24 protein-coding genes are annotated in these 22,149 nt (G+C 67.5%); 12 read left to right on the plus strand and 12 right to left on the minus strand.

The features are described from left to right. Window positions 1-19: 19 nt before the first annotated feature. Window positions 20-532, minus strand: coding sequence for a hypothetical protein (locus ACF8ML_RS19440; protein WP_212645778.1), 513 nt, complete (start codon window positions 530-532; stop codon window positions 20-22). Between the two features lie 110 nt (window positions 533-642). On the opposite strand from ACF8ML_RS19440, the gene ACF8ML_RS19445 reads away from it, so the two are divergent. Beyond that, a complete protein-coding gene (locus ACF8ML_RS19445; protein ID WP_016454629.1) occupies window positions 643-2,877 on the plus strand; it encodes an NADP-dependent isocitrate dehydrogenase in 2,235 nt (744 codons plus the stop codon). 155 nt (window positions 2,878-3,032) lie between these two features. Here the strand turns inward: ACF8ML_RS19445 and ACF8ML_RS19450 are convergent, their stop codons facing one another. Both ACF8ML_RS19450 and ACF8ML_RS19455 read right to left on the minus strand, forming a co-directional pair. After that, window positions 3,033-3,380, minus strand: a complete 348-nt coding sequence (locus tag ACF8ML_RS19450; RefSeq protein ID WP_016445960.1) for an RNA-binding protein — start codon at window positions 3,378-3,380, stop codon at window positions 3,033-3,035. Between the two features lie 111 nt (window positions 3,381-3,491). Then, window positions 3,492-3,701 carry a hypothetical protein gene (locus ACF8ML_RS19455; protein WP_016445961.1) on the minus strand — a complete coding sequence of 70 codons (210 nt, stop codon included), beginning with the start codon at window positions 3,699-3,701 and terminating at the stop codon, window positions 3,492-3,494. Window positions 3,702-4,016: 315 nt separating this feature from the next. Between ACF8ML_RS19455 and ACF8ML_RS19460 the strand changes: the two genes are divergently transcribed. From ACF8ML_RS19460 to fur, 6 genes are all read left to right on the plus strand, one after another. Beyond that, window positions 4,017-4,460 (plus strand): Fur family transcriptional regulator, encoded by a 444-nt coding sequence (locus tag ACF8ML_RS19460; protein ID WP_017405058.1) that lies wholly within the window; start codon window positions 4,017-4,019, stop codon window positions 4,458-4,460. Between the two features lie 66 nt (window positions 4,461-4,526). After that, entirely contained in the window at window positions 4,527-5,747 is a 1,221-nt protein-coding gene (gene zigA, locus ACF8ML_RS19465) for a zinc metallochaperone GTPase ZigA (protein WP_392407701.1), read from the plus strand. Window positions 5,748-5,793: 46 nt separating this feature from the next. After that, entirely contained in the window at window positions 5,794-6,684 is an 891-nt protein-coding gene (gene folE2 / locus ACF8ML_RS19470) for a GTP cyclohydrolase FolE2 (RefSeq protein WP_047327783.1), read from the plus strand. A 44-nt stretch (window positions 6,685-6,728) separates the two neighbouring features. Continuing rightward, window positions 6,729-6,878 carry a type B 50S ribosomal protein L36 gene (gene ykgO, locus ACF8ML_RS19475; RefSeq protein WP_013802515.1) on the plus strand — a complete coding sequence of 50 codons (150 nt, stop codon included), beginning with the start codon at window positions 6,729-6,731 and terminating at the stop codon, window positions 6,876-6,878. Further along, window positions 6,875-7,435: a hypothetical protein gene (locus ACF8ML_RS19480; RefSeq protein WP_016445965.1), complete on the plus strand. Its 561-nt coding sequence runs from the start codon at window positions 6,875-6,877 to the stop codon at window positions 7,433-7,435. The genes ykgO and ACF8ML_RS19480 overlap by 4 nt, the downstream gene beginning before the upstream one ends. Before the next feature lie 17 nt (window positions 7,436-7,452). Further along, window positions 7,453-7,902, plus strand: coding sequence for a ferric iron uptake transcriptional regulator (fur, locus tag ACF8ML_RS19485; RefSeq protein WP_016445966.1), 450 nt, complete (start codon window positions 7,453-7,455; stop codon window positions 7,900-7,902). Here fur and ACF8ML_RS19490 read toward each other — a convergent pair. The 7 genes from ACF8ML_RS19490 to ACF8ML_RS19520 form a co-directional block, all read right to left on the minus strand. After that, complete coding sequence (locus ACF8ML_RS19490; protein ID WP_016445967.1) at window positions 7,889-8,674, minus strand: DNA alkylation repair protein; 786 nt, start codon at window positions 8,672-8,674, stop codon at window positions 7,889-7,891. The two genes, fur and ACF8ML_RS19490, sit on opposite strands and share 14 nt — an antisense overlap. Then, window positions 8,671-9,162: a MarR family winged helix-turn-helix transcriptional regulator gene (locus tag ACF8ML_RS19495; RefSeq protein WP_012205483.1), complete on the minus strand. Its 492-nt coding sequence runs from the start codon at window positions 9,160-9,162 to the stop codon at window positions 8,671-8,673. The genes ACF8ML_RS19490 and ACF8ML_RS19495 overlap by 4 nt, the downstream gene beginning before the upstream one ends. Window positions 9,163-9,185: 23 nt before the next feature. Beyond that, a complete protein-coding gene (locus ACF8ML_RS19500) occupies window positions 9,186-10,718 on the minus strand; it encodes a PepSY domain-containing protein (protein ID WP_392407703.1) in 1,533 nt (510 codons plus the stop codon). Between the two features lie 14 nt (window positions 10,719-10,732). Continuing rightward, a complete protein-coding gene (locus tag ACF8ML_RS19505; protein ID WP_392407716.1) occupies window positions 10,733-12,946 on the minus strand; it encodes a TonB-dependent receptor in 2,214 nt (737 codons plus the stop codon). 98 nt (window positions 12,947-13,044) lie between these two features. Further along, the gene (locus ACF8ML_RS19510) at window positions 13,045-13,416 is read right to left on the minus strand and encodes a DUF2946 family protein (RefSeq protein ID WP_013802509.1); all 372 of its coding nucleotides are present in this window, start codon (window positions 13,414-13,416) and stop codon (window positions 13,045-13,047) included. Window positions 13,417-13,425: 9 nt separating this feature from the next. Further along, complete coding sequence (locus ACF8ML_RS19515; RefSeq protein WP_392407717.1) at window positions 13,426-13,875, minus strand: DUF192 domain-containing protein; 450 nt, start codon at window positions 13,873-13,875, stop codon at window positions 13,426-13,428. Between the two features lie 215 nt (window positions 13,876-14,090). Then, complete coding sequence (locus ACF8ML_RS19520; RefSeq protein ID WP_016445972.1) at window positions 14,091-14,312, minus strand: hypothetical protein; 222 nt, start codon at window positions 14,310-14,312, stop codon at window positions 14,091-14,093. 209 nt (window positions 14,313-14,521) lie between these two features. On the opposite strand from ACF8ML_RS19520, the gene icd reads away from it, so the two are divergent. Beyond that, a complete protein-coding gene (gene icd / locus ACF8ML_RS19525) occupies window positions 14,522-15,784 on the plus strand; it encodes an NADP-dependent isocitrate dehydrogenase (protein ID WP_012205489.1) in 1,263 nt (420 codons plus the stop codon). Between the two features lie 66 nt (window positions 15,785-15,850). Here the strand turns inward: icd and ACF8ML_RS19530 are convergent, their stop codons facing one another. Then, entirely contained in the window at window positions 15,851-16,618 is a 768-nt protein-coding gene (locus ACF8ML_RS19530) for a DsbA family protein (protein ID WP_016445973.1), read from the minus strand. A gap of 137 nt (window positions 16,619-16,755) precedes the next feature. Here ACF8ML_RS19530 and ACF8ML_RS19535 point away from each other — a divergent pair, with 137 nt between their 5' ends. From ACF8ML_RS19535 to mnmH, 3 genes are all read left to right on the plus strand, one after another. Then, a complete protein-coding gene (locus tag ACF8ML_RS19535) occupies window positions 16,756-17,343 on the plus strand; it encodes a TIGR02281 family clan AA aspartic protease (protein ID WP_392407704.1) in 588 nt (195 codons plus the stop codon). Window positions 17,344-17,382: 39 nt separating this feature from the next. Then, window positions 17,383-18,507 (plus strand): serine hydrolase domain-containing protein, encoded by a 1,125-nt coding sequence (locus ACF8ML_RS19540; RefSeq protein ID WP_392407705.1) that lies wholly within the window; start codon window positions 17,383-17,385, stop codon window positions 18,505-18,507. 226 nt (window positions 18,508-18,733) lie between these two features. Then, window positions 18,734-19,798 carry a tRNA 2-selenouridine(34) synthase MnmH gene (gene mnmH / locus ACF8ML_RS19545; protein ID WP_392407719.1) on the plus strand — a complete coding sequence of 355 codons (1,065 nt, stop codon included), beginning with the start codon at window positions 18,734-18,736 and terminating at the stop codon, window positions 19,796-19,798. 27 nt (window positions 19,799-19,825) lie between these two features. Here the strand turns inward: mnmH and ACF8ML_RS19550 are convergent, their stop codons facing one another. Beyond that, window positions 19,826-20,461 carry a LysE family translocator gene (locus ACF8ML_RS19550; protein ID WP_016445977.1) on the minus strand — a complete coding sequence of 212 codons (636 nt, stop codon included), beginning with the start codon at window positions 20,459-20,461 and terminating at the stop codon, window positions 19,826-19,828. 126 nt (window positions 20,462-20,587) lie between these two features. Here ACF8ML_RS19550 and ACF8ML_RS19555 point away from each other — a divergent pair, with 126 nt between their 5' ends. Next, the gene (locus ACF8ML_RS19555) at window positions 20,588-22,117 is read left to right on the plus strand and encodes a PLP-dependent aminotransferase family protein (RefSeq protein WP_047327791.1); all 1,530 of its coding nucleotides are present in this window, start codon (window positions 20,588-20,590) and stop codon (window positions 22,115-22,117) included. Window positions 22,118-22,149: the final 32 nt, after the last annotated feature.

Genomic DNA, 22,149 nt, shown 5'->3' on the forward strand with positions numbered 1-22,149 from the left:
CGTCTCCAGTCCAGTAGTTCTAGTCAAAAAGACAGAATAAAGGTGGATGGATGACAATTTGGCGTAATTGGCGTGCTTTGTAGATGACTTGGCGCAATATGTCGCCACGTTTACCCGTGTTCCCAGGCATTGGCGTGCGATTGCTGCCCCAGACGCCGGTGCTGGCCGGGGGCGTTTCCGACCCGGCCTGTGTGTGCCGTGAACAGCGCTTGATCAGCGCCTGATCACGGGGTTTTCGCCGGGGGTGTTTGCCCGCCGCTTCGCGCACGATGAATCGTTGTGGATGTATCGGCTCTGGGTGTGGCCCGGTGCTCTGCCATGCTTGCGTGTTCGTCACGCCACAGCATTTTTTGCATGGCAGAAAACGCAGGGGCTCCAAGCCGTTTCCCTGTGAAAACAGGGCCTGAATGCCGCTGTAAAACCCTAAGTCTTCTACAAGACTTAAAAAATCCGGCAGGTTCCGCTTAGAATTTTGTATTGTGGGATCGCATTGCAGAAAACGCCGGGGCAGCATGCTGGCGCGACGGGGCATTGCGTGACGGTCCTACAGCGTCAGGCTGCACCGGCCCGTTTCCCCTAGCGGATGCCCGGTTCGACGGCCTGCGGCGCGACCCCTACCTTTTTCACTACCTGAGACAAGAGATGAGCACGCAGCAACCCACCATCATCTACACCCTGACCGATGAGGCCCCGCGCCTGGCCACCAGTGCCTTCCTGCCTGTGGTGCGCGCCTTTGCAGCACCCGCCGGCGTGAATGTCGAGACCGCCGACATCTCCGTGGCCCACCGCATCCTGGGTGAGTTCTCCGAATTCCTGGCCGAAGACCAGCGCGTGGCCCACACCCTGTCCGAGCTCGGCAAGAAGACGCTGGAGCCCGATGTCAACATCATCAAGCTGCCCAACATCAGCGCCTCCGTGGCCCAGCTGACGGCTGCCATCAAGGAGCTGCAGGGCAAGGGCTACGCACTGCCCGACTACCCCGAGAACCCGTCCAACGACCAGGAAAAGGACATCAAGGCGCGCTACGGCAAGTGCCTGGGCTCGGCCGTGAACCCCGTGCTGCGTGAAGGCAACTCCGACCGCCGCGCTCCCGCCGCCGTCAAGAACTACGCCAAGAAGCACCCGCACTCCATGGGCGAGTGGAAGCAGTGGTCGCAAACCCATGTCTCGCACATGGAGCACGGCGACTTCTACCACGGCGAAAAGTCCATGACCCTGGACAAGGCCCGCGACGTCAAGATGGAGCTGACCACCAAGAGCGGCAAGACCGTGGTGCTCAAGCCCAAGGTCGCGCTGCAGGCCGGCGAGATCATCGACTCCATGTTCATGAGCAAGAAGGCGCTGTGCGACTTCTACGAAAAGGAACTGGACGACTGCCGCGACGCCGGCATCCTGTTCTCGCTGCACGTCAAGGCCACGATGATGAAGGTCTCGCACCCCATCGTGTTCGGCCACTGCGTGAAGATCTACTACAAGGAAGCCTTCGAGAAGCACGGCAAGCTGTTCGACGAGCTGGGCGTCAACGTCAACAACGGCATGTCCACGCTGTATGAGAAGATCGAGACGCTGCCCGCCTCGCTGCGCGAAGAGATCATCCGTGACCTGCACGCCTGCCAGGAACACCGTCCCGCGCTGGCCATGGTGGACTCCGCCAAGGGCATCACCAACTTCCACTCGCCCAACGACGTGATCGTCGATGCGTCCATGCCCGCCATGATCCGCCAGGGCGGCAAGATGTGGGGCGCCGACGGCAAGCCCTACGACTGCAAGGCCGTGATGCCCGAGTCCACCTTTGCCCGCATCTACCAGGAGATGATCAACTTCTGCAAGTGGCACGGCAACTTCGACCCCAAGACCATGGGCACCGTGCCCAACGTGGGTCTGATGGCGCAAAAGGCCGAAGAGTACGGCTCGCACGACAAGACCTTCGAGATCGAGGAAGACGGCGTTGCCAACATCGTCGACCTGGCCACCGGTGAAGTGCTGATGAGCCAGAACGTGGAGCAGGGCGACATCTGGCGCATGTGCCAGGTCAAGGATGCGCCCATCCGCGACTGGGTCAAGCTGGCCGTCACGCGTGCCCGCAACTCCGGCATGCCTGCCGTGTTCTGGCTGGACCCCTACCGTCCGCACGAGGCCGAGCTGATCAAGAAGGTCAACACCTACCTCAAGGACTACGACACCACGGGCCTGGAAATCCACATCCTGTCGCAGGTCCGCGCCATGCGCTACACGCTGGAGCGCGTGGCCCGCGGCCTGGACACCATCTCGGTGACCGGCAACATCCTGCGCGACTACCTGACCGACCTGTTCCCCATCATGGAACTGGGCACCTCCGCCAAGATGCTGTCCATCGTGCCGCTGATGGCCGGTGGCGGCATGTACGAAACCGGTGCCGGCGGCTCCGCTCCCAAGCACGTGCAGCAGCTGGTGGAAGAAAACCACCTGCGCTGGGATTCGCTGGGCGAGTTCCTGGCACTGGCCGTGTCGCTGGAAGACCTGGGCATCAAGAACGGCAACGACAGCGCCAAGCTGCTGGCCAAGACCCTGGACGAAGCCACCGGCAGGCTGCTGGACGAGGACAAGTCGCCTTCGCGCCGCACCGGCGAGCTGGACAACCGCGGCAGCCAGTTCTACATCGCCCTGTACTGGGCACAGGCCCTGGCTGCCCAGACCGAGAACGCCGAGCTGGCCGCCAAGTTCGCTCCCCTGGCCAAGCAGCTGGCGGACAACGAGTCCAAGATCATCGAAGAGCTGCGCGCCGTGCAGGGCAAGGCCGTGGACATCGGTGGCTACTACCAGCCCGACGTGGCCAAGATGGACGCCGTGATGCGCCCCAGCGCCACCTTCAACGCCGCCATCGACGCGCTGCGGTAAGCCACTTCGCCTTTGCCGGGGCCAGACCCCGGCAGGCTTGAAGCATGACCGGCCGGCCCGCAAGGGCGGCCGGTTTTTTCATGCCGACATCGGCAGAAAACCGCAGGCGAAAAAAAACCGGCCCAGAGAGCCGGTTTTCTTGGAATTGGACGCTATCAGTAGCGACCGCCGCCGTGGCCGCCATTGCCATAGCCGACGTCGGCACGCTTGCCTGCATAGCCTTGCGGGCTGTAGCCACCCGAGCTGCGGCCTTCTTCGCGAGGACGCGCCAGGTTCACGACAATCGAGCGTCCGTCCACGGACATGCCGTGCAGGCCGGTGATGGCGGCCTGGGCGACTTCGGCAGAAGCCATCTCCACAAAACCGAAGCCCTTGGAGCGGCCGGTTTCGCGGTCCATCATGACCTTGGCGGAAGCCACGCTGCCGAATTCGGCGAAGTTGCTTTCCAGGCTGGAGTCGGTCACGGAGTAGGGCAGATTGCCCACGTAGATTTTGGTGGTCATAGGAAAACCTCTTTGCTTAGATGTGCGCAAACGGGCGCACCGTTGGAATGCAGGCGGAGGACTGTGCAATCCGCCGCAGGAAATGGATAGGGGTTCGCAGCAAGCGGGCCATCAGCACGCAGGCGGGTGCTGCATGCAGGTCTGAAGCCAGCCTTGGGTGACGGCAAACAGCCGTGCCGCTTCGCTGGAGGCGAATGCCTTGTCGAAACGGAATACGCGGCAGTAGCTGCCGTTGCCCTGGGAGCGATGGACCGAGAAGGAGGCACGGAAGCGGCCGCAGTCGGTCGGGTGTGTCGAGGGCGAGACGACGTACTTGCCCATGGGAATGCCGGTGTTTGAAATGTGGTTCAGTCAGGTTCGCAGCCTTGAAAAGGCCTGCGTGAGCATCTAGGAACTCGGTTGGCTGCAGCTCTACAGACCAACTGGGCGACAAAGGTCGCGAAACACATCCTGCAGGAAGCGGCTGGCAAGCCGTTGCGCGGGAGATGTGGTTGCCGACTCAGGTACTGGGTACGGGTCTCGACAACGGTGCTGACTATATCCTGTTGAATATTTAAACGCAACTTAATATTCTTTTTAATTGTAAAAACCTGCCTGACAGCCGTCGTTTTGTTATGTTATAACGTCACAATTCTGATGTGGCGCAACATCGCCAACCGTTTTCTGGAACAGGAAATCACCATGCCCACCCCTTTGACCGCCAACCAGCAACGGGTGCTCGACGCCCTGCGCCAGGCCGGTGCACCGCGCACGGCCTATGCACTGCTCGACCAGCTGCGTGACCACGGGCTGAGCGCCCCCACGCAGGTCTACCGCGCGCTGGACAAGCTGGCCGAGCAGGGCGTGGTCCACCGCCTGGAGTCGTTGAACGCCTATGTGTGCTGCTCGCACCCGGATGAGGGCAGCCATGACTTCTCGGCCTTTGCGATCTGCGACAGCTGCGGGCAGGTGGACGAGTTTGTCGACGACGCGCTCAACCGCTGCCTGGGCAGTTGGGCGCATGGCCATGCGTTCGCGCTGGCCCATTCGAACATCGAACTGCATGGCAAGTGCTCTGCCTGCACTGCGCTGCACGCCTGAGGCCCTGCCTGCCGCACGCGGCTGCAGTGCCAGCAGCGTGCTCCCTTTCCCTGCTTGAGAGATTCCATGATGCATACCGTAGCGCCGGTTCAGCCGCCGCATGCCCGATTGCCGGTGACCGTACTGTCGGGCTTTCTGGGCGCGGGCAAGACCACCTTGCTCAACCACATCCTGCACAACCGCGAAGGTCGGCGCGTGGCCGTCATCGTCAACGACATGTCCGAGGTCAACATTGACGCGGCCCTGGTGCGTGATGGCGGGGCCGACCTGTCGCGCACCGACGAAAAACTGGTGGAGATGAGCAACGGCTGCATCTGCTGCACGCTGCGCGAGGACCTGCTGGTGGAGGTGGCGCGGCTGGCGGGCGAGGGCCGCTTCGACCAGCTGGTCATCGAGTCCACGGGCATCTCCGAGCCGCTGCCGGTGGCCGAGACCTTCACCTTCGCGGGCGAGGACGGACGCAGCCTGGGCGATGTGGCGCGGCTGGACACCATGGTGACCGTGGTCGATGCCTTCAACTTCCTGCACGACTATGGCTCGCGTGACAGCCTGCGCTCGCGCGGCGAATCGCTGGGCGAGGAGGACCGCCGCACCGTGGTCGATCTACTGATCGAGCAGGTGGAGTTCTGCGATGTGATCGTGCTCAACAAGATCGACCTGGTCACCGATGAGGACTGCAGCCGGCTCATGGCCATCCTGCGCGGGCTCAACCCGCGTGCCAGGCTGGAGATCGCGTCCTTCGGCCAGCTGCCGCTGGATCGCGTGCTCGATACGGGGCTGTTCGATTTCGAGGAGGCTTCCAGGGCGCCGGGCTGGCTGCAGCAGTTGCGTGGCACGCACCAGCCCGAGACCGAGGCCTATGGCGTTGCCAGCTTTGTCTACCGCGCCCGCCGCCCCTTTCATCCCCGGCGCTTCTTCGGCCTGGTGCAAAGCGAATGGCCGGGCGTGGTGCGCTCCAAGGGGTTTTTCTGGCTGGCCAGCCATCCGGCGCTGGCCGGCTCCTGGTCGCAGGCCGGCGCCGTGGCCCGCCATGGCCCGGCCGGGCACTGGTGGGCCGCCGTGGAGGCCGAGCGCTGGCCGCGCGACCCCGAAAGCGTGCAGCGCATCCTGGACAAATGGGTCGATGGCGTGGGCGACGCGCGCCAGGAACTGGTGCTGATCGGCATGGGCATGGACGAGCAGGCGCTGCGCGCACGCCTGGACGAATGCCTGCTGACCGATGCGGAAATGGCCATGGGCCCGCAGGCCTGGGTGCAATGGGACAACCCGTTTCCCGACTGGAATTGAACGAATACCGCGCCGGCCTGGGTCGGCGCGGCCACTGGAGCCCCGAATGCTTGCACCTCTTCCCGATGTTTCCCTGACCGATCCCGCGCCCAGCCTCAGCCCGCTGCAATGGGTGGGCATGCAGGGCATAGACCTGCCCGTGACCGTGGCCGAGCCCGGCTACTGGCGCGAGCTGCATGCGCGTGCCGATGTGCAGGTCGATCTTCCTGCGGCCCATGTCAAGGGCATACACATGTCCCGGCTGTACCGCCAACTGGACAGCCTGGCCGAGGAATCCGCGCTGTCTGCCCTGGCGCTGCGCCATGCGCTGCAGGCCATGATCGACAGCCACCTGGACTGCCAAAGCCGCAGCGCCCGGCTGCGCCTGTCGCTGGACCTGCTGACCCAGCGGCCCGCCCTGGTCACCCACGATCTGTCGGGCTGGAAGTCCTATCCCGTGCGCCTGGACGCCACGCTGGCGCAGGGCGTGTTCCAGCTGCGGTTGCAGGTGGGCGTGGGCTATTCCTCGACCTGCCCCTGCTCGGCGGCACTGTCGCGCCAGTTGCTGGAGCAGGGCTTTTTGCAGGCCTTTGCGGGCGAGCCGCTGGTGGAGCCGGACCAGGTGGCTTCCTGGCTGCGCCGGCACGGCACGCTGGCCACGGCACACAGCCAGCGCAGCGAGGCCCAGGTCAGCGTGGACCTGGCCTGTGATGCGCCCGACCTGGGCATCCTGCCCCTGATCGCCCGCGTGGAGCAGGCGCTGGGCACGCCCGTGCAGACCGCCGTCAAGCGCGCCGACGAGCAGGCCTTTGCCGCGCTCAACGGCCGCAACCTGATGTTTGTCGAGGATGCGGCGCGCCGCATACAGGCCGCGCTGGAAGGCATTTACGCCCGGCCGCGCGTGCATGTGCGCCACATGGAGAGCCTGCATCCGCACGACGCCGTGGCCTGGGCATGACCGGCGAGCCGGCACCCGTTTCTCTTCAACCCAAGGAGTTTTCCATGCAAGTGCTCTCGTCCCTCAAGGAAGCCAAGCTGCGCCATCGAGACTGCCAGGTGGTGCGCCGCCGCGGCCGCATCTACGTCATCTGCAAGAGCAACCCGCGCTTCAAGGCCCGCCAGGGCGGCGCAAAGAACAGGCGCAAGGGATGATTCGCAAGAACCCGCGCGGCGACCTGCCGCGCATCCATGCCAGCGCCTTCGTGGACCCCACGGCCATCCTGTGCGGACTGGTGATCGTGGAGGAGAACGTCTTCATCGGCCCCTATGCGGTGATCCGTGCCGACGAGATGGATGCGGACGGCCACATCGACCCCATCGTGATCGGTGCGCACTCCAACATCCAGGACGGGGTGGTGATCCACTCCAAGTCCGGCGCGCGCGTCAGCGTGGGGCAGCACACCTCGATCGCCCATCGCGCCATCGTCCACGGGCCCTGCACCGTGGGCAATGGCGTGTTCATCGGCTTCAACAGCGTGCTGTTCAACTGCGTGGTCGATGACGGCTGCGTGGTGCGCTACAACGCCGTGGTCGATGGATGCCACCTGCCGCCAGGCTTTTATGTGCCGTCCACCGCGCGCATAGGCCCGGAGACCGACCTGTCCACGCTGGCCCAGGTGCCCGCCGACGCCAGCGATTTCTCCGAGGACGTGGTCCGCACCAACAACGAACTGGTGCGCGGCTACAAGGCCATCCACAATGAGTTCTGACCGGCCGGGAGGGCTGCATGTCCGATTCCGCTGACCTCAAGAACCTGGGGCTGAAGGCCACGCTGGCGCGACTGTGGGTGCTGGACATCTTTCGCCACGGGGCCGACCGGCATCTGGCGGCGGAGGAGGTCTATCGCCAGCTGCATGACCAGGGCCGGGGCACCAGCCTGGCCACGGTCTACCGCGTGCTGGCGCAGCTGGAGCAGGCCGGGCTGCTGCGGCACCAGCGCTTTGCGGCGGGCAAGGCGGTCTATGAACTCGATGACGGCGAGCACCATGACCACCTGATCTGCACGCGCTGCGGCCTGGTGCAGGAGTTCCACGATGCGGTGATCGAGCAGCGCCAGAAGCTGCTGGCGCGCTCGCATGGCTTTGCCATCGTGGAGCACTCCCACATCCTCTACGGGCGCTGCGTCAAGCCCGACTGCGAGCGGCTGGCGGGCCGGCAGGCGCCTACCGCTCCTTGAGGCTGCGCTGCGCACGCTCGCAGATGCGGCGCGTGGCGGGCACGGGCGATTCCTGGAGCCATTGCGCACACAGGGCGCGCACCCAGTCAGGCCGGCTCTTGGCCGCGTCGTTGAGCCAGTTGGCCACCGAGTCCTGCACATAGGGCGAGGCATCGGCGCGCAGCCGCTGCAAAAGGGGCAGGGCGATCTCCGGCTGCTGCTTGAGCGCCGCGATATGGCTGCACCAGACGCCGCGCGGCCGCAGGGCCTCGCTGGCGAAACGGCGCAGGCGGTCGGAGGGCCGCCTTGTCCACCGGGACAACTCGGCCACAGCCTGCGGCAGATCGCTGGCCAGATGCGGGCGCACGCCCATCCACGACCATTCGCGCACGCCGAAATGCGGGTCATCGGCCAGCGGCTGCAGCAGCTCCAGGCGCTGGCTCAGGGTCAGGCCCGGCTGCGCACCGGCCATGAAGCAGGCCCAGCCGCGCACCGTGTCAGAGCGGTGCGTGAGGCAGCGCTGCCAGCCGGCCTGGCCCAGCGCCTGCCACAGCAGGCCGCCAATGCACTCCATGCGCTTGAGAATGCCCAGCTGGCCCAGCGCCTGCGCCGTGTCCTCCAGTTGCGGCCACGCGTCGGGAAAGACGGCCTGCAGCAGCCGGGCCTGGTCCACGGCCAGGCTTTCGGTCAGCGTGGCGGTCTCGATCTCGCCCAGGGACAGGGCCTGCAGCAGTTCGGGAGTGATATCGACCTTGCGGTTGGCGCCCTTGCGCCGGGGGGCGGGCGCCTTCATGCGCTGGCCTCCACGCCTGCGGCGGCCTTGGCCAGCAGCTTTCCCAATTGGCCGCGTTCGGCGGGCGACAGGTTGGAAAACAGGCCGGCGATCCATTGGCTGTGCCGGGCAAACAGCTTGCGCGCCAGCTGGCGCCCCTTGGCGGTGAGCTGCACGCGCAGCGCGCGGCGGTCGGCCGGGTCGGGCAGGCGCTCGGCCAGGGCCTCGCGTTCCAGGCCGTCCAGCAGGCCGGTCACGGTGGCGCGGGTGATGCCGGCCTGCTCGGCCAGGTGGTTGGGGGCCAGCCCTTCGCTGGCGGATTCCAGCAGGAACAGCAGCACGAAGCGCCCTTCGGACAGGCCATGGGGCGCCAGCAGCGCGGCGCAGTCACGGTCGATGCGCGCAGCCAGGGACAGGGTCTGGAAGCACAGCCGCATGCTGTCCACGTCGTCCAGCTTGCGGCGCTCGGCCTCGGCCAGCAGGGCCTGGTATTTCTGTTCGAGTTGCATGTGGCAAGCATACAGTATGGCGGCTAACCATGTGGCTGCGCCTCCAGGCAAGCAGTGGTCTGTGCGCGATGGCTGCGCTTGCGGCGCAGCCTGCGCACGCCTATGAGCACGCCCGTGGCGCTCATCAGCAGGCCGCCCAGGCTGAAGGCCAGCAGCAGCGCATCCCACAGCGGCCGGCGCTGCAGCAGCGGCAGCCAGTCCCAGCTGTGCAGCATGGCGAACAGCCAGCGCTTGAGGCGCTGGGTGCCGTCCAGCCGGCCCAGCACCTGGCCCGTGTGCGGGTCGATGTGCACCCAGCTGGCCGCGGCATCGCCAAAGACCACGCGCAGAACGGGCAGGGGCTTGTCATGGCCGCCCATCATGGTGTGCTCGGCGCGCTCGTACCAGTACAGGTCGTGCGCGGTCAGCCATTCGCTGCGCAGCACGGGTGCGTCGATCAGCACGGCCGCGCGGTCCAGCAGGGCCTCGCGCGAATGGGCTGCGGGCGCGGCGCTGGCGCTGTCCAGCACCAGGGGCGTGCCGGCTGCGGGCTGGGCCAGCACCTCGGTGCGGCCTGCGGTGCGCAGCCAGCGCAGTTCGCGCACGGGACCGCCCGCCGCGGCGATCAGCGACTGCGGCGTGGCGTCGTCCCCGGTCAGGCGCAGCGGGCCCTGTTGCCACCGGGCCATGTGCAGTGGCGGCGTGCCCGTGTCGAACAGGCGCCAGGGGTTCATGGACATCAGGCCGCTGAAGATCCAGGCCAGCGTGGTCAGCGCGAACAGCAGGCCCGCCACATGGTGCCAGCGCATGGCGCGGCCCGGGTAGGGCGTGCGCAGGCCGCTGCGGTAGGGCTGCCTGAACCGCCAGCGCATCACCCCGACCACGGTGCCGGTGATGGCCACGGCAATGCCGACCAGCGACAGCACGTTGACGATGTCGGCCCAGGCGCCATCAAAGGCATTGCCCCTGAACATGTACAGCCAGTGCAGCCAGGCGCCCAGGTAGTTCCAGCCGCGCTCGGTGCGCGTGGCATCGCGCACCACCTCGGCCGTCCGGCCGGAGATGTACAGCAGCGTGCCCTCGGCATCGTCGAGCTGCACGCGGTGCAGGGGGCGGTGGATGTCCAGCGCGCGCGAGTGGCTGAAGGCATCCTCATCCACCGTGCCCAGGTAGTGCAGGCCCGTGCCGTCCCCCGCGAAGGCGCGGGCACTGGCCAGGGCCTGCGCCTGGCTGGTGGCGGGCAGCACCTGGCCGCTGGCCGCATCGATGGCCACGGGCTGGCGCCGCCCCTCGGGCGTGACCAGGTAGCTGGCACGGCCGGCGCTGCCGGCATGCAGGCGCAGGTCCTTGAGCGGGCCGTCGATGCCGGCCGCGCGCAGCGCCTCGGCGGGCGCGAGCAGGGCGGCGTTGCCATTGAGCGGGGGCAGGTGGCGCAGCCGCTCGGCCTGCGTGAGCTTGGGGTAGCCCACGTACATCATCACCATGCCCGAGACAAACCACAGCGCAAAGAACAGGCACAGGGCAATGCCCAGCCAGCGGTGCAGCAGGAACAGCCAGCGTTTGAGGTGAAGGCGCATGGTGCGTCTCCTGCTCAGAAGGCCACGCGCAGCGAAATGTCTGCCGTGCGCGGCGCGCCCAGGTAGGCCATGGTGCTGGTCAGGCTGGCGGCGTAGACGCGGTCCGTGGCATTGCGCAGCCGTGCAACCACGGTCATGCGCGGGTCGATGCGGTAGCTCAGGCCCAGGTCCAGCAGGGTGTAGGCGGGCCAGGACAGCGTGTTGGCCGCGTCGGCATAGATACCGCCCACCCGGCGCAGCCCGGCGTTGACCTCCAGCGCCGGCGTGATGCGGTAGCTGGTCCAGAGGTTGAGCACGCTGGCGGGCGTGTTCGTGGGTCGCTTGCCCGCCAGGGACACGCCGCCTTGCTGGTAGTTGTCATAGCGCGCGTCCACATGGCTCCAGTTGCCCTGGATGGACCATCGCGGCGTGGGCGCCAGGCCCATGGACAGCTCCACCCCGCGCGAGGACTGCTGGCCCACCAGCACCGTGCGCGTGCTGTCCTGCGGGTCCTGGGTGGAGATATTGCGGCGCGTGATGCGATAGACCGCCAGCGCCGCCGTTCCCTTGCCCCGCCAGAACGACAGCTTGCTGCCCGCCTCCACCTGGCGGCCCGTTGTCAGCCCGGTGTTGTTGATGGCATCGGCAAACGAGGCGCCCATCAGCATGCCCGACGGCGGATCGGCCGCCGTGGAGAACTGGGCGTAGAGATTGGCCTCGGGCGTGGCATCCCAGACCAGGCCCACGCGCCCGGTCGTCGGGCTATAGCTGCGGCTGTAGCTTGCGGGCAGCGCGGGCGTCACATCGCGCCGGTTGGTCAGGTCCACCTCGATGCGTTCATGGCGCAGCGCCGTCAGCAGGTGCAGGGCAGGAGTGAGGGCCGTGCGGTTTTCCAGGTAGAGCGCGGTGGTGGTGACCTTGTTGTCGCGGTCAGGCCTGAAGCCGGGTGCCATGCCGGGAATGTCGTAGAAGTTCTCTGTCGTGAAATCGTAGGGATTGATCGTGCTCACCGTGCCCGACAGGCTGTTCGGAAAGCGTGTCTGCCGGTTCACGCTCACATCCAGCCCAAAAGCCCATTCGCTGCGCCGGCCGGCCAGCTCGCCCAGGTAGCTGCCTTCGATGCGGTCACCCACCATGCGCTGGTCATGGCGCTGCAGCAGCGCCGCCGAGCGCACCACCGCGCTGTTGTCGGGCGTGAAGCGGTAGGTCTCCACGTTGCGGTAGTCGCGCAGCGCGTCATAGGCGTAGAAGGTGTTGCTCAGCTTGAGCCGGTCGCTGGCCCGCCATTCGGTGATGGAGCGCAGCCACTGCACGCGCTGGGCATACAGGCCGTCGGCGCTGTTGTAGTTCTTGCCTAGGGTCGCCTCGTCAATGCGCGCCTGGCCGCGCAGCGGGTTGAGCAGCGGCGTGCCCCAGTAGGGGCGGTCCACGCGCTCATGCTGGGCCTCGTAGGCCAGGGTATGCGTCAGGCCGCCACCCAGGTCGGACAGCAGCGAGGCCGCCAGCTGCGTGGAGCGCGACTGCGTGCCGCCCACCCAGCTGCCGGCGTCGCGGTGGTTGAGGTCCAGGCGCAGGTAATGGGTCGTGCCCTGGCTGTCAGTGGCATCGCCCAGGCGGCGGTTCAGCCCGACGGAGGCTTCCTTCAGCCCGTAGCTGCCCAGGCGCAGCTGGCCTTCGGTGAAGCTGTCGCGCTGGGCCAGCTTGGTGATGTAGTTCAGCGTGCCGCCCACGCCGCCTGCGCCGTAGAGAAAGCCGGAGGCGCCGCCCACGGCCTCCACCCGGTCGTAGATCCAGCTGTCCACGGGCCGTGCCGCAATGGAGTACTGCAGGTTGATGCCGTTGAACAGCTGGCTGACCGACCCCGTGCCGAAGCCCCGGTAGCTGATGCCGATGTTGCCGGGCGGGCTGTAGGCCGTGACGCCCGGAATGGAGCGCAGGATCTCCTGCGTGTCCTGGGCGCCACGCGCCTCGATGGCTGTGCGGTCCACGATGTGCACCGAGGCCGGCGTCTCGCGCGCCGTCAGGCCCAGGCGGCTGGCCGTGCCCACGGTCTTGTTCAGCGGCAGCAGGCCGTTGGCATCGGCCGTGGCCTGGTCAGAGACCTCGACGGGGGCCAGCGGGATATCGGCCTGTGCCTGCGCTTGCGCTTGCACGCCAGGCGTCCAGGCCGTGCCCAGCGCGCAGCACAGCGCTACGGCCAGGGGATGGGGGCGAAAGAGGGGTGCAGGCAGGCGCAGAGGCGCTGCCATCGCGGGGAAGGGGAAGGAATTCACGAACTGACTCCGGGTCTTGCGCCGCGCATGCGGCGCAGGCGGGCCGGGCGCGCATCAGCAGGCCCGGCGGCGATTCAAGAGAACACGGCAGTCAGCGGGGGAGGGCCGCGCGCCGGCAGCGGCGCGCGTGTGACGGAGGCAATGTGCGCCGCCACCAGCGGCAGCAGCGCGTGGGCCAGCGGCTGCTGGTGGGGCACGGCCATCTGCGGCAGGGCCGGCGGCGGTGCGCCAGCGGGCAGGCACATGGGGCAGTCGAGCTGGTGGTGGCCCATGCCCGGGGCTGCGCTGTCGCCCAGCGCCACCAGCTTGACGTCGCCGCTGGCCGTGCAGACCAGCTCGAATCCCTGGGGATGGACCAGGGGCGAAGCCACGGCAACGCCCAGCGTCACGGCAAACCAGGCCAATATCAGCCGGGTGAGCCAGAACGAGGAGCGAAGCGCTTGCATGGGCCGTGATTATGGCTTGGCGGGCGCGGGCGTGAACAGGCTGCCGCCCAGCTTGACGCCGGCCTTCAGGCCGCGCTTGGCGAACCAGCCCTGGTTCATCTCCAGCACATAGCGCACGGGCTTGGCCGAGCAGTGCGAGTCCTCGGTCATGGGCTTCATGTCTGCCAGGTTCACGATGGTGCCGTCATCGGCCACGAAGGCGGCGGTCAGCGGCAGCAGGGTGTTGCGCATCCAGAAGCACTGCACGGCAGGCACCTCGAAGACGAAGATCATGCCCTCCTGCTGGGGCATGTCCTGGCGGAACATCAGGCCGATGGCGCGCTCGCGGTCCGAGGCGGCCACCTGTGCGTCGATGCGGTGGATTCCGGCCGTCAACTCCACGCGGCGCAGGTTCATCTGGGGGCTGCCCTTGGGCTGTGCGCCTGCCGATACGGCGGCGCCGGCCAGGCAGGCGGCCATGAGCAACCGCTGCAGCGCGCGGCGGGAAAGGGATGTGTGGAGGGGTGTCGAAGGCTTCGTCATCTTGCACATTCTGTCGCAGGGGGCGCGTGGCCGGACGCAAAAATCGGCCTGGCCGGGCCATCAGGGCCGGGCGGGCGGCAAAAAGCCCGCAGGGCATTGCTGACTTGCGGGCTTTTTTTGAGGGGATGCCAGCGGGCATCCCGGCGCCTGGATCAGGCCACGGCCTTGTGTGCCTTCTTGGTGGAACGCTTGGCGTGCTTCTTGCCGGAATGCTTGCCGCTCTTGGCGACCTTGGCCTTCTTGGCTGTGTGAGCGGGAGCAGCTGCGGAAGCGGCCGTGGGAGCCGACATCGGCGTTTCGGGTGCTGCGGCGGCCTGTGCAAAGGCGCCTGCGGCAAACGAACCGGCGACCAGGACAGCGAGGAGTTTTTTCATATATGCCATTTCCTAGAAAAGCGGTAGAAGCCAAGTTGAACCAGACAGCGGTGCGAAATTGTTGATGCACCGCAGATGCTCAACGCACTGACTGTATCGCCGTTGACAGGAAGGCGACCCGATTGTCGTTAGAATTTTCTGCACCAAATTTGTGCCCATTCCGGGCATTCACTCTTGCCTCGTGCACCAGCCAACGGAGACCCGTCCCCATGAACCGCTTCCAGCACATCCAGGTGCCGGCCGAGGGCCAGAAGATCACTGTCAACGCCGACATGTCGTTGAACGTGCCAGACCAGCCCATCATTCCTTTCATCGAAGGCGACGGCACCGGCGTGGACATCACGCCCGTGATGATCAAGGTGGTGGATGCCGCCGTGGCCAGGGCCTATGGCGGCAAGCGCAAGATCCAGTGGATGGAGGTCTTCGCGGGCGAGAAATCCACGCGCATCTACGGCCCCGATGTCTGGCTGCCCGAGGAAACCATGCAGGCCCTTCGCGAGTACGTGGTCTCCATCAAGGGCCCGCTGACCACGCCAGTGGGCGGCGGCATCCGCTCGCTGAACGTGGCGCTGCGCCAGGAGCTGGACCTCTACGTCTGCCTGCGCCCCGTGCAGTATTTCAAGGGCGTGCCTTCGCCGTTGAAGGAGCCCGAGAAGACCAACATGGTCATCTTCCGCGAGAACTCCGAGGACATTTACGCGGGCATCGAGTACGAAGCGCGCAGCGACAACGCCAAGAAGCTCATCGACTTCCTGGTCAAGGAAATGGGCGTCAAGAAGATCCGCTTCCCCGAGACCTCGGGCATCGGCGTCAAGCCCGTGTCCATCGAGGGCACGGAGCGCCTGGTGCGCAAGGCCATCCAGTACGCCATCGACAATGACAAGCCCAGCGTGACCCTGGTCCACAAGGGCAACATCATGAAGTTCACCGAAGGGGGCTTCCGCGACTGGGGCTACGCGCTGGCCGCGCGCGAGTTCGGCGCCCAGCCCATCGACGGCGGACCCTGGCTCAAGTTCAAGAACCCGCGCACGGGCCGCGACATCGTCATCAAGGACTCGATTGCCGACGCCTTCCTGCAGCAGATCCTGCTGCGCCCGGCCGAGTACTCGGTGGTGGCCACGCTCAACCTCAACGGCGACTACATCTCGGACGCGCTGGCGGCCCAGGTTGGCGGCATCGGCATTGCGCCCGGCGCCAACATGTCCGACTCCGTGGCCTGCTTCGAGGCCACGCACGGCACGGCCCCCAAGTACGCGGGCAAGGACTATGTGAACCCGGGCTCCGAAATCCTCTCGGCCGAGATGATGCTGCGCCACATGGGCTGGCGCGAGGCGGCCGACCTGGTCATCAGCGCGCTGGAAAAGGCCATCCAGAGCAAGCAGGTGACCTACGACTTCGCCCGCCTGATGGACGGCGCCACCCAGGTGTCATGCTCCGGCTTTGGTGAGGTGATGATCTCCAAGATGGATTGACGGGCGCCCGCGCTCCATGAAAAAACCGCGCCAGGGAGCGGTTTTTCTTTGACGGGCGTTGACGGGTCAGCTCTTGGGTAGCGCACAGCCATCGGGCCCGCAGTCCTCGCCTTGGGGCGCGGTCTGCTCGCCGGCGGTGATGGCCGCCACCTGCTGCACCCACTCGCCCAGCTGCGTTGCCCAGCCCTGTGCATCGCCCAGCCAGGGACCGATGTCGATGCGCTGGATGGCGCGCTGGCCCGGCTGCTCGGCCTCGGGGTGGTCGAACTCCAGCGCGAAGGTCGGGAAACCCTGGCCCTGTGCCAGGTTCAGCCATTCGCGCGCCTGGGTGATATGCGCCTGGGTGGCAGCGCCGGACAAGCGCTGGAAGGCCTGGGCAAAGGCCTCGCCGTCCAGTCCCAGGTCACGGGCCAGTTCCTGCAGCACGGCGGGGTCGCTGATGCGGCGGCCTTCCACGTAGTGGGCCTGCTGCTGGCGCGCCAGCATGTCCAGGCCCCGGCCCGCCAGTTCCTCGGCGGCCAGCAGCGCCGTGGTGGGCGGCTCCGAGTCCAGCACGGCGCCCAGGTCGTTGAGCAGGCCGTCGAAGTAGGCAGGGCCGAACGGCTGGCCCGTCATCTCGGCAATGCGCTGGTCGTGCGGCATCACATGGCCGCGCCAGTCGGCCGTGATGGTGCGGGTGTGGGCGCCCGTGAGCATGCCGCCGCCATGCCATTGCAGCGTGACGCCGGGCACGCTGCGCGCGGCCTTGACCAGGGGCGCGGCGGCATAGCACCAGCCGCACAGCGGGTCGAAGATGTAGTGAAGGACAAAGGGCGGCTGCGCGGTCGTGGTCATGGCAGGAGCGGGCTGTGATGAAGGCGCCCACTGTAGCGGCTATTGGCTTGCCCGTGACGGGGCAGGGCCGCAGGCAGAATGGGCGACTGCCGCCGTGCAGCCACCGTGCTGCCATCGTCGCTCCTGTCTGCATTGCCATGCGCCTCAAGTCCACGCCGCCTCCGTCCGATCCGTCCGACCCGTCCGCTTCCTCTGCACCGGCCGCCGAGCCCAGTGTCCAGTCCGTCGCCCGGCGCGGCATGCTGGGTTTTCTGCTGTTCTGGCTGCTGGTCATGGGCGTGCTGTACTGGGCCATGCAGATGTACCTGAAGCCGGCCGGCGTCAAGGTCCAGGCCGATGGCACGGTGGCCATTGCGCGTGACCGCGACGGGCATTTCCGCGTGGAAGGGGCCGTCAACGGGCAGCCCGTGCTGTTCCTGGTGGACACGGGCGCCAGCATGGTCGGCGTGACCGAGCCGCTGGCCGAGCGCGCAGGCCTGGACGGCGGCGAGCCGGTTCGCTTTCGCACCGCCAATGGCGAGCGCGACGGCCGCATGGTGGTGGCCGAGCAGGTGCGCGTGGCCTCCCTGGTGGTCAGCGGCCTGCGCGTGGGCACGGGCTATACGGGCAGCACGGACAGGGATGCGCTGCTGGGCCAGAACTTCCTGCGCCAGTTCGATGTGGAAATACGCGGCGACCGCATGCTGATCCATCCGCGCGGCAGCGGGTCTTCGCCCAAGCAGTAAGCAACCAACTAACTAAGTAAGTAAGTAAGGGAGAGGGACATGACAAACAACGGCTTTCGCACCGACAGGCGCAGATGGCTGCAGACGGGCGCAGGCCTGGCGGCGCTGGGCTGCACGGCCTGCGCCAGCGTGGGGCAGGGCGGTGCCTTCTCCACCGGCACCGGCACTGGCACCGGCCTGGCCGAGGACCTGGGCGAACGCCTGGACCAGGGCGTGCAGAGCGGAGAACTGGCGAACCTGCACGCCGTCGTCGTGATGCGCCACGGCCGGCTGGCGCTGGAGCGCTATTTCGAGGGTGAGGACGAACGCTGGGGCGAGCCGCTGGGCAAGGTGGCCTTCAACGCCGACTCCCTGCACGATGTGCGCTCGGTCAGCAAGAGCATCGTCGGCCTGCTGTACGGCATGGCCTTGGCCGAGGGCAAGGTGCCCGCGCTGGACACGCCCCTTGTCCAGGCTTTTCCCGCCTACGGCGATCTGGCGGCCGATGGGCGCCGGCGCGCCATCCTCATCTCCCATGCCCTGGGCATGACCATGGGCCTGCAATGGGACGAGGACCTTCCGTATTCCGACCCGCGCAACAGCGAAATCGCCATGGAGCGCAGCAGCGACCGCTACCGCTACGTGCTGGAACAGCCCATCGTCGCCCCGCCCGGCGAACGCTGGTGCTACAGCGGCGGGGCGACGGCCCTGCTGGGCCACCTGATCGCGCAGGGCAGCGGCATGCCCCTGTTGGACTATGCGCGGCACAAGCTGTTTGCTCCGCTGGGCATCGACAAGGCCGAGTGGACGCCTGGCACCAACGGCGAGGCGGCCGCCGCCTCCGGCCTGCGCCTGCGGGCGCGGGACCTGGCCCGCATCGGCCAGCTGGTGCTGCAGCAGGGTGAATGGCAGGGACGGGCGCTGGTGCCCCGGCATTGGATTGTGCAATCCATTCAGCCGCGCGTGGACGCCTGGCCCGGCCTGCGCTACGGCCACCACTGGTACGTGGGGCAGACCCGCGCCGGCCTGGCGTACTACATGGCCATCGGCCTGGGCGGGCAGCGGCTGGTGGTCGTGCCCCAGCATTCGCTGGTGTATGCCGTCTTCATGGGCAACTACGACAGCCCCCAGCAGGTGCAGCGCGTGGCGGCCGTGCAGGGCCTGGTCGCCGCTGCCTTGCGGTGACTGCCTTGCCCTGACAGCCGTGCGCGGGCACGGCGGGCGTGCGAGAATCCCCGCTTCCAAGGTCGGCCGCATGCCCGGCTCGCGCAAGCAGGGCGCGAAGCGGGGCGGGCCGGTGCGTGTCGAGGCTCGATCCACTTTCCTGGTTCCGGTGCCGGCCCATGAGCCCCAGAGGCCATGGCGCCGGTTGTTTCTGCCTCCCGCATGATCGCCAGATCACCGTTTGCCCGTGTCCCACCGCCAGCCCATCCGCATCGCCGACCGCCACCAGTTCGACACCCTGATCGACGCCCGTTCGCCTGCCGAATTCGCGCAGGACCACATTCCCGGTGCTATCAACTGCCCCGTGCTCGACAACGAGGAGCGCGCCCGGATCGGCACGATCTACAAGCAGGTCAGCCCCTTCGAGGCCAAGCGCCTGGGCGCGGCCATGGTCTCGGCCAACCTGGCGCGCCATCTGCAGGAAACCTTCGCCGACAAACCGGCCAACTGGAAGCCGCTGGTCTACTGCTGGCGCGGTGGCCTGCGCAGTGGTTCCATGGTCACCTGGCTGCGCCTGGTCGGCTGGGATGCCCAGCAACTGGCCAACGGCTACAAGTCCTATCGCGGCCATGTGATCGAGCTGATCGACCGCCTGGTGCCCCAGCTGCGCCTGCAGGTGCTGTGCGGCGCCACCGGCAGCGCCAAGACCCGCGTGCTGCATGCCCTGGCCGAGGCCGGCGAGCAGGTGCTGGACCTGGAGGGCTATGCCAGCCACAAGGGCTCCTTGCTGGGCAACCTGCCCGGCGTGGAGCAGCCCAGCCAGAAATACTTCGAGACGCTGCTGGCCCAGCAGCTGGAGAGTTTCGATCCGTCGCGCACCGTGTACGTGGAAGGCGAGAGCGCCAGGATCGGCCGCGTGTCCCTGCCGCTGGTGCTGGTCGAGCACATGCGCCAGTCGCCCGTGATTGCGCTCGATGCCACGCCCGAGGCACGCCTGGCCTACCTGCTGCGCGACTACGCCTACCTGGGCGACGATCCGCAGATGCTGGCCGACAAGCTGGGCTGGCTCAAGGAGCTGCAGGGCAAGGAGACCATCTCGCGCTGGCAGGCCTGGGCGCATGAGCGCAGCCTCTCGCCGCTTTTCTCCGAGCTCATGGCCCAGCACTACGACCCGCAATACGAGCGCTCGCAGGAGCGGCATTTCACGCAGTGGCGCACGCGCCGCAGGGTGCAGGCCGACGACCTCAGCGAGGCCGGCATCACCGCGCTGGCGCGCCAGATACTGGCGCTGGATGGGGCATCGGCCGCATGAAGCAGCCGCGTGAATCAGGCGTTTGAATCAGCCGTGTGAGTCGGCCAGCACCGGATACAGCGACAGCAGCAGCAGGGCCGCCATGCACCAGTTGAAGCGGCGCAGTGCCTGCGGCGAGCGCAGCGCGCGCCCCACGGCGCTGCCGAACAGCGTCCAGACGCTGACGCTGGGATAGTTCACGATGCCCAGCACCAGGGCGGCCAGCACCAGGTTGATGAAGAAATCCTCGCGCGGCGTGTAGGTGGCAATCACGCCGATGGCCATGATCCAGGCCTTGGGGTTGACCCACTGGAAGGCCGCCGCCTGCCAGAACCCGAAGGGCCGGGCACCCGCGTTGCCGCCGTCGATGCCGCCGCTGCCCGCGATCTTCCAGGCCAGCCAGACCAGATAGGCCGCGCCCAGGTACTTGAGCGCGGTGTAGATCACCGGCAGGCGCTCGAACACCGCGCCCAGGCCCGCGCCCACCAGCAGCACCATGACCACCACGCCCACGGTGATGCCCAGCATGTGGGGCACCGTGCGGCGGTAGCCGAAGGTGGCGCCCGAGGCCGTCAACATCACATTGTTGGGGCCGGGCGTGACGGAGCTGACGAAGGAGAACATGGCCAGCGGCAGCAGGAACGAGGTGTGGGCGGTATCGAAGGGCATGGTGGCAACAGGCATGACAGGGAATCCGGCGCCCTGTCTGCGCATGCCGCAGGCCGCGGCGCCGTCAGGCCATGCTAATGGCAGTGTTCGGTACAGTAGCAGTACACTTTGCCAGAACAATTTGCCAACTGGCCTGCCCACATGACCCTGACACTTGATCCCGCAGCCACGCCGAAGCAAGCGCAGGCACAGCAGACACCGCAGGCACCGCGCGCATCCTCAGATACGGCTTTCCAGGCCGCTGCGCCCTGGCGTCCGCTGCGCTCCTCCGATCTCTCGCTGGTCGAGCAGCTCGTGGACCACTACGGCGGCCTCATCCGCCACCATGGCCTGCGCGCGGGCTCGCGGCTGCCCTCGGTGCGCGCGCTGGCGCAGCAGGCCGGCGTCAGCCGCGATACCGTGGTCCAGGCCTACGACCGGCTGGCCGCCCAGGGCCTGGTGCATTCGCGGCGCGGCTCGGGCGTCTTCGTCAGCGCCCGGCGCGCGGCCCAGGCCGTGCCGCGCGCCAGCCAGGGCCTGCCCACGCTGGAGCAGGGCGCAGCCTTCGATACCGCCTTTCTGTTGCGCAGCATGTTCCGCGAAGGCACGGAGCATTCGGGCGACGCCGGCATGCTGCCGCCGGAATGGCTGGACCAGGAGATGCTGGCCTCGGCCCTGCGCGCCGTCGGCCGCAGCACGGGCACCAGCCTGCTGACCTATGGCGTGCCCCAGGGCTATCTGCCGCTGCGCCAGCAGATCGCCTCGGTGCTGCAGGCCCAGGACGTGCCAGCCCACCCCGAGGCCCACCTGATGACCGTGGCCGGTGTCACGCAGGGGCTGGACCTCATCGTGCGCAGCCTGGTGCGCCCTGGCGATACCGTGCTGGTGGAAGACCCCGGCTGGTTTCTCATCTTCGGCCGGCTCAACGCCCTGGGGGTGAACGTGGTCGGCGTGCCCCGCCTGCCCGGCGGCCCCGACGTGGAGGCGCTGGAGCGGCTGGCCCGCCAGCACCAGCCCCGGCTTTTCATCCTGAACACGGCCGTGCACAATCCCACGGGCCAGACCCTGTCGGCCGGCGTGGCCCATGAGGTGCTGCGCATTGCCGAGCGCCACGACTTCTACCTGGCCGAGGACGACACCTACTCCGACTTCCTGCCCGGCGTGCCCGTGCGCCTGGCCGCCATGGACCGGCTGCAGCGCGTGCTCCTGGTGGGCGGCTACTCCAAGACCCTGGCCGGCAGCCTGCGCGTGGGCTATGTCGCGGCACACACCGACCTGATACGGCGGTTGACCGACCTCAAGCTGCTGGGCGGCCTGACCACGGCGCTGCCGGGCGAGCAGGTGGTGCACCGCGTGCTGGCCGACGGCCAGTACCGCAAGCATGTGGACCGCCTGCGCGAGCGCGTGGACCGCGCGCGCAACCGCTGCCTGCGCATGCTCGAAGCCCTGGACTGCCGCGCCCCGCACGAGCCGCAGGCCGGCATGTTCGCCTGGGTGGACTGCGGCGTGGACTCGGAGGTGCTGGCCCGCCATGCCGCGCCGCAGGGCCTGCTGCTGGCGCCGGGCCTGCTGTTTTCGCCCAGGCAGGCCGCGGGCAGCATGCTGCGCATTCCCGTGCCCATGGTGGAGCAGCCCCAGACCTGGAAGATCCTTGGCCACCTGCTGGCGCAGCACCGGGGCGGTGGTGGATGAGTGGACAGTGCAGCAACACTGCCTGACGGGAG

Origin of the sequence: Delftia sp. WSY_10 (assembly GCF_043104705.1) — a bacterium.
Classification (GTDB): domain Bacteria; phylum Pseudomonadota; class Gammaproteobacteria; order Burkholderiales; family Burkholderiaceae_C; genus Comamonas; species Comamonas tsuruhatensis.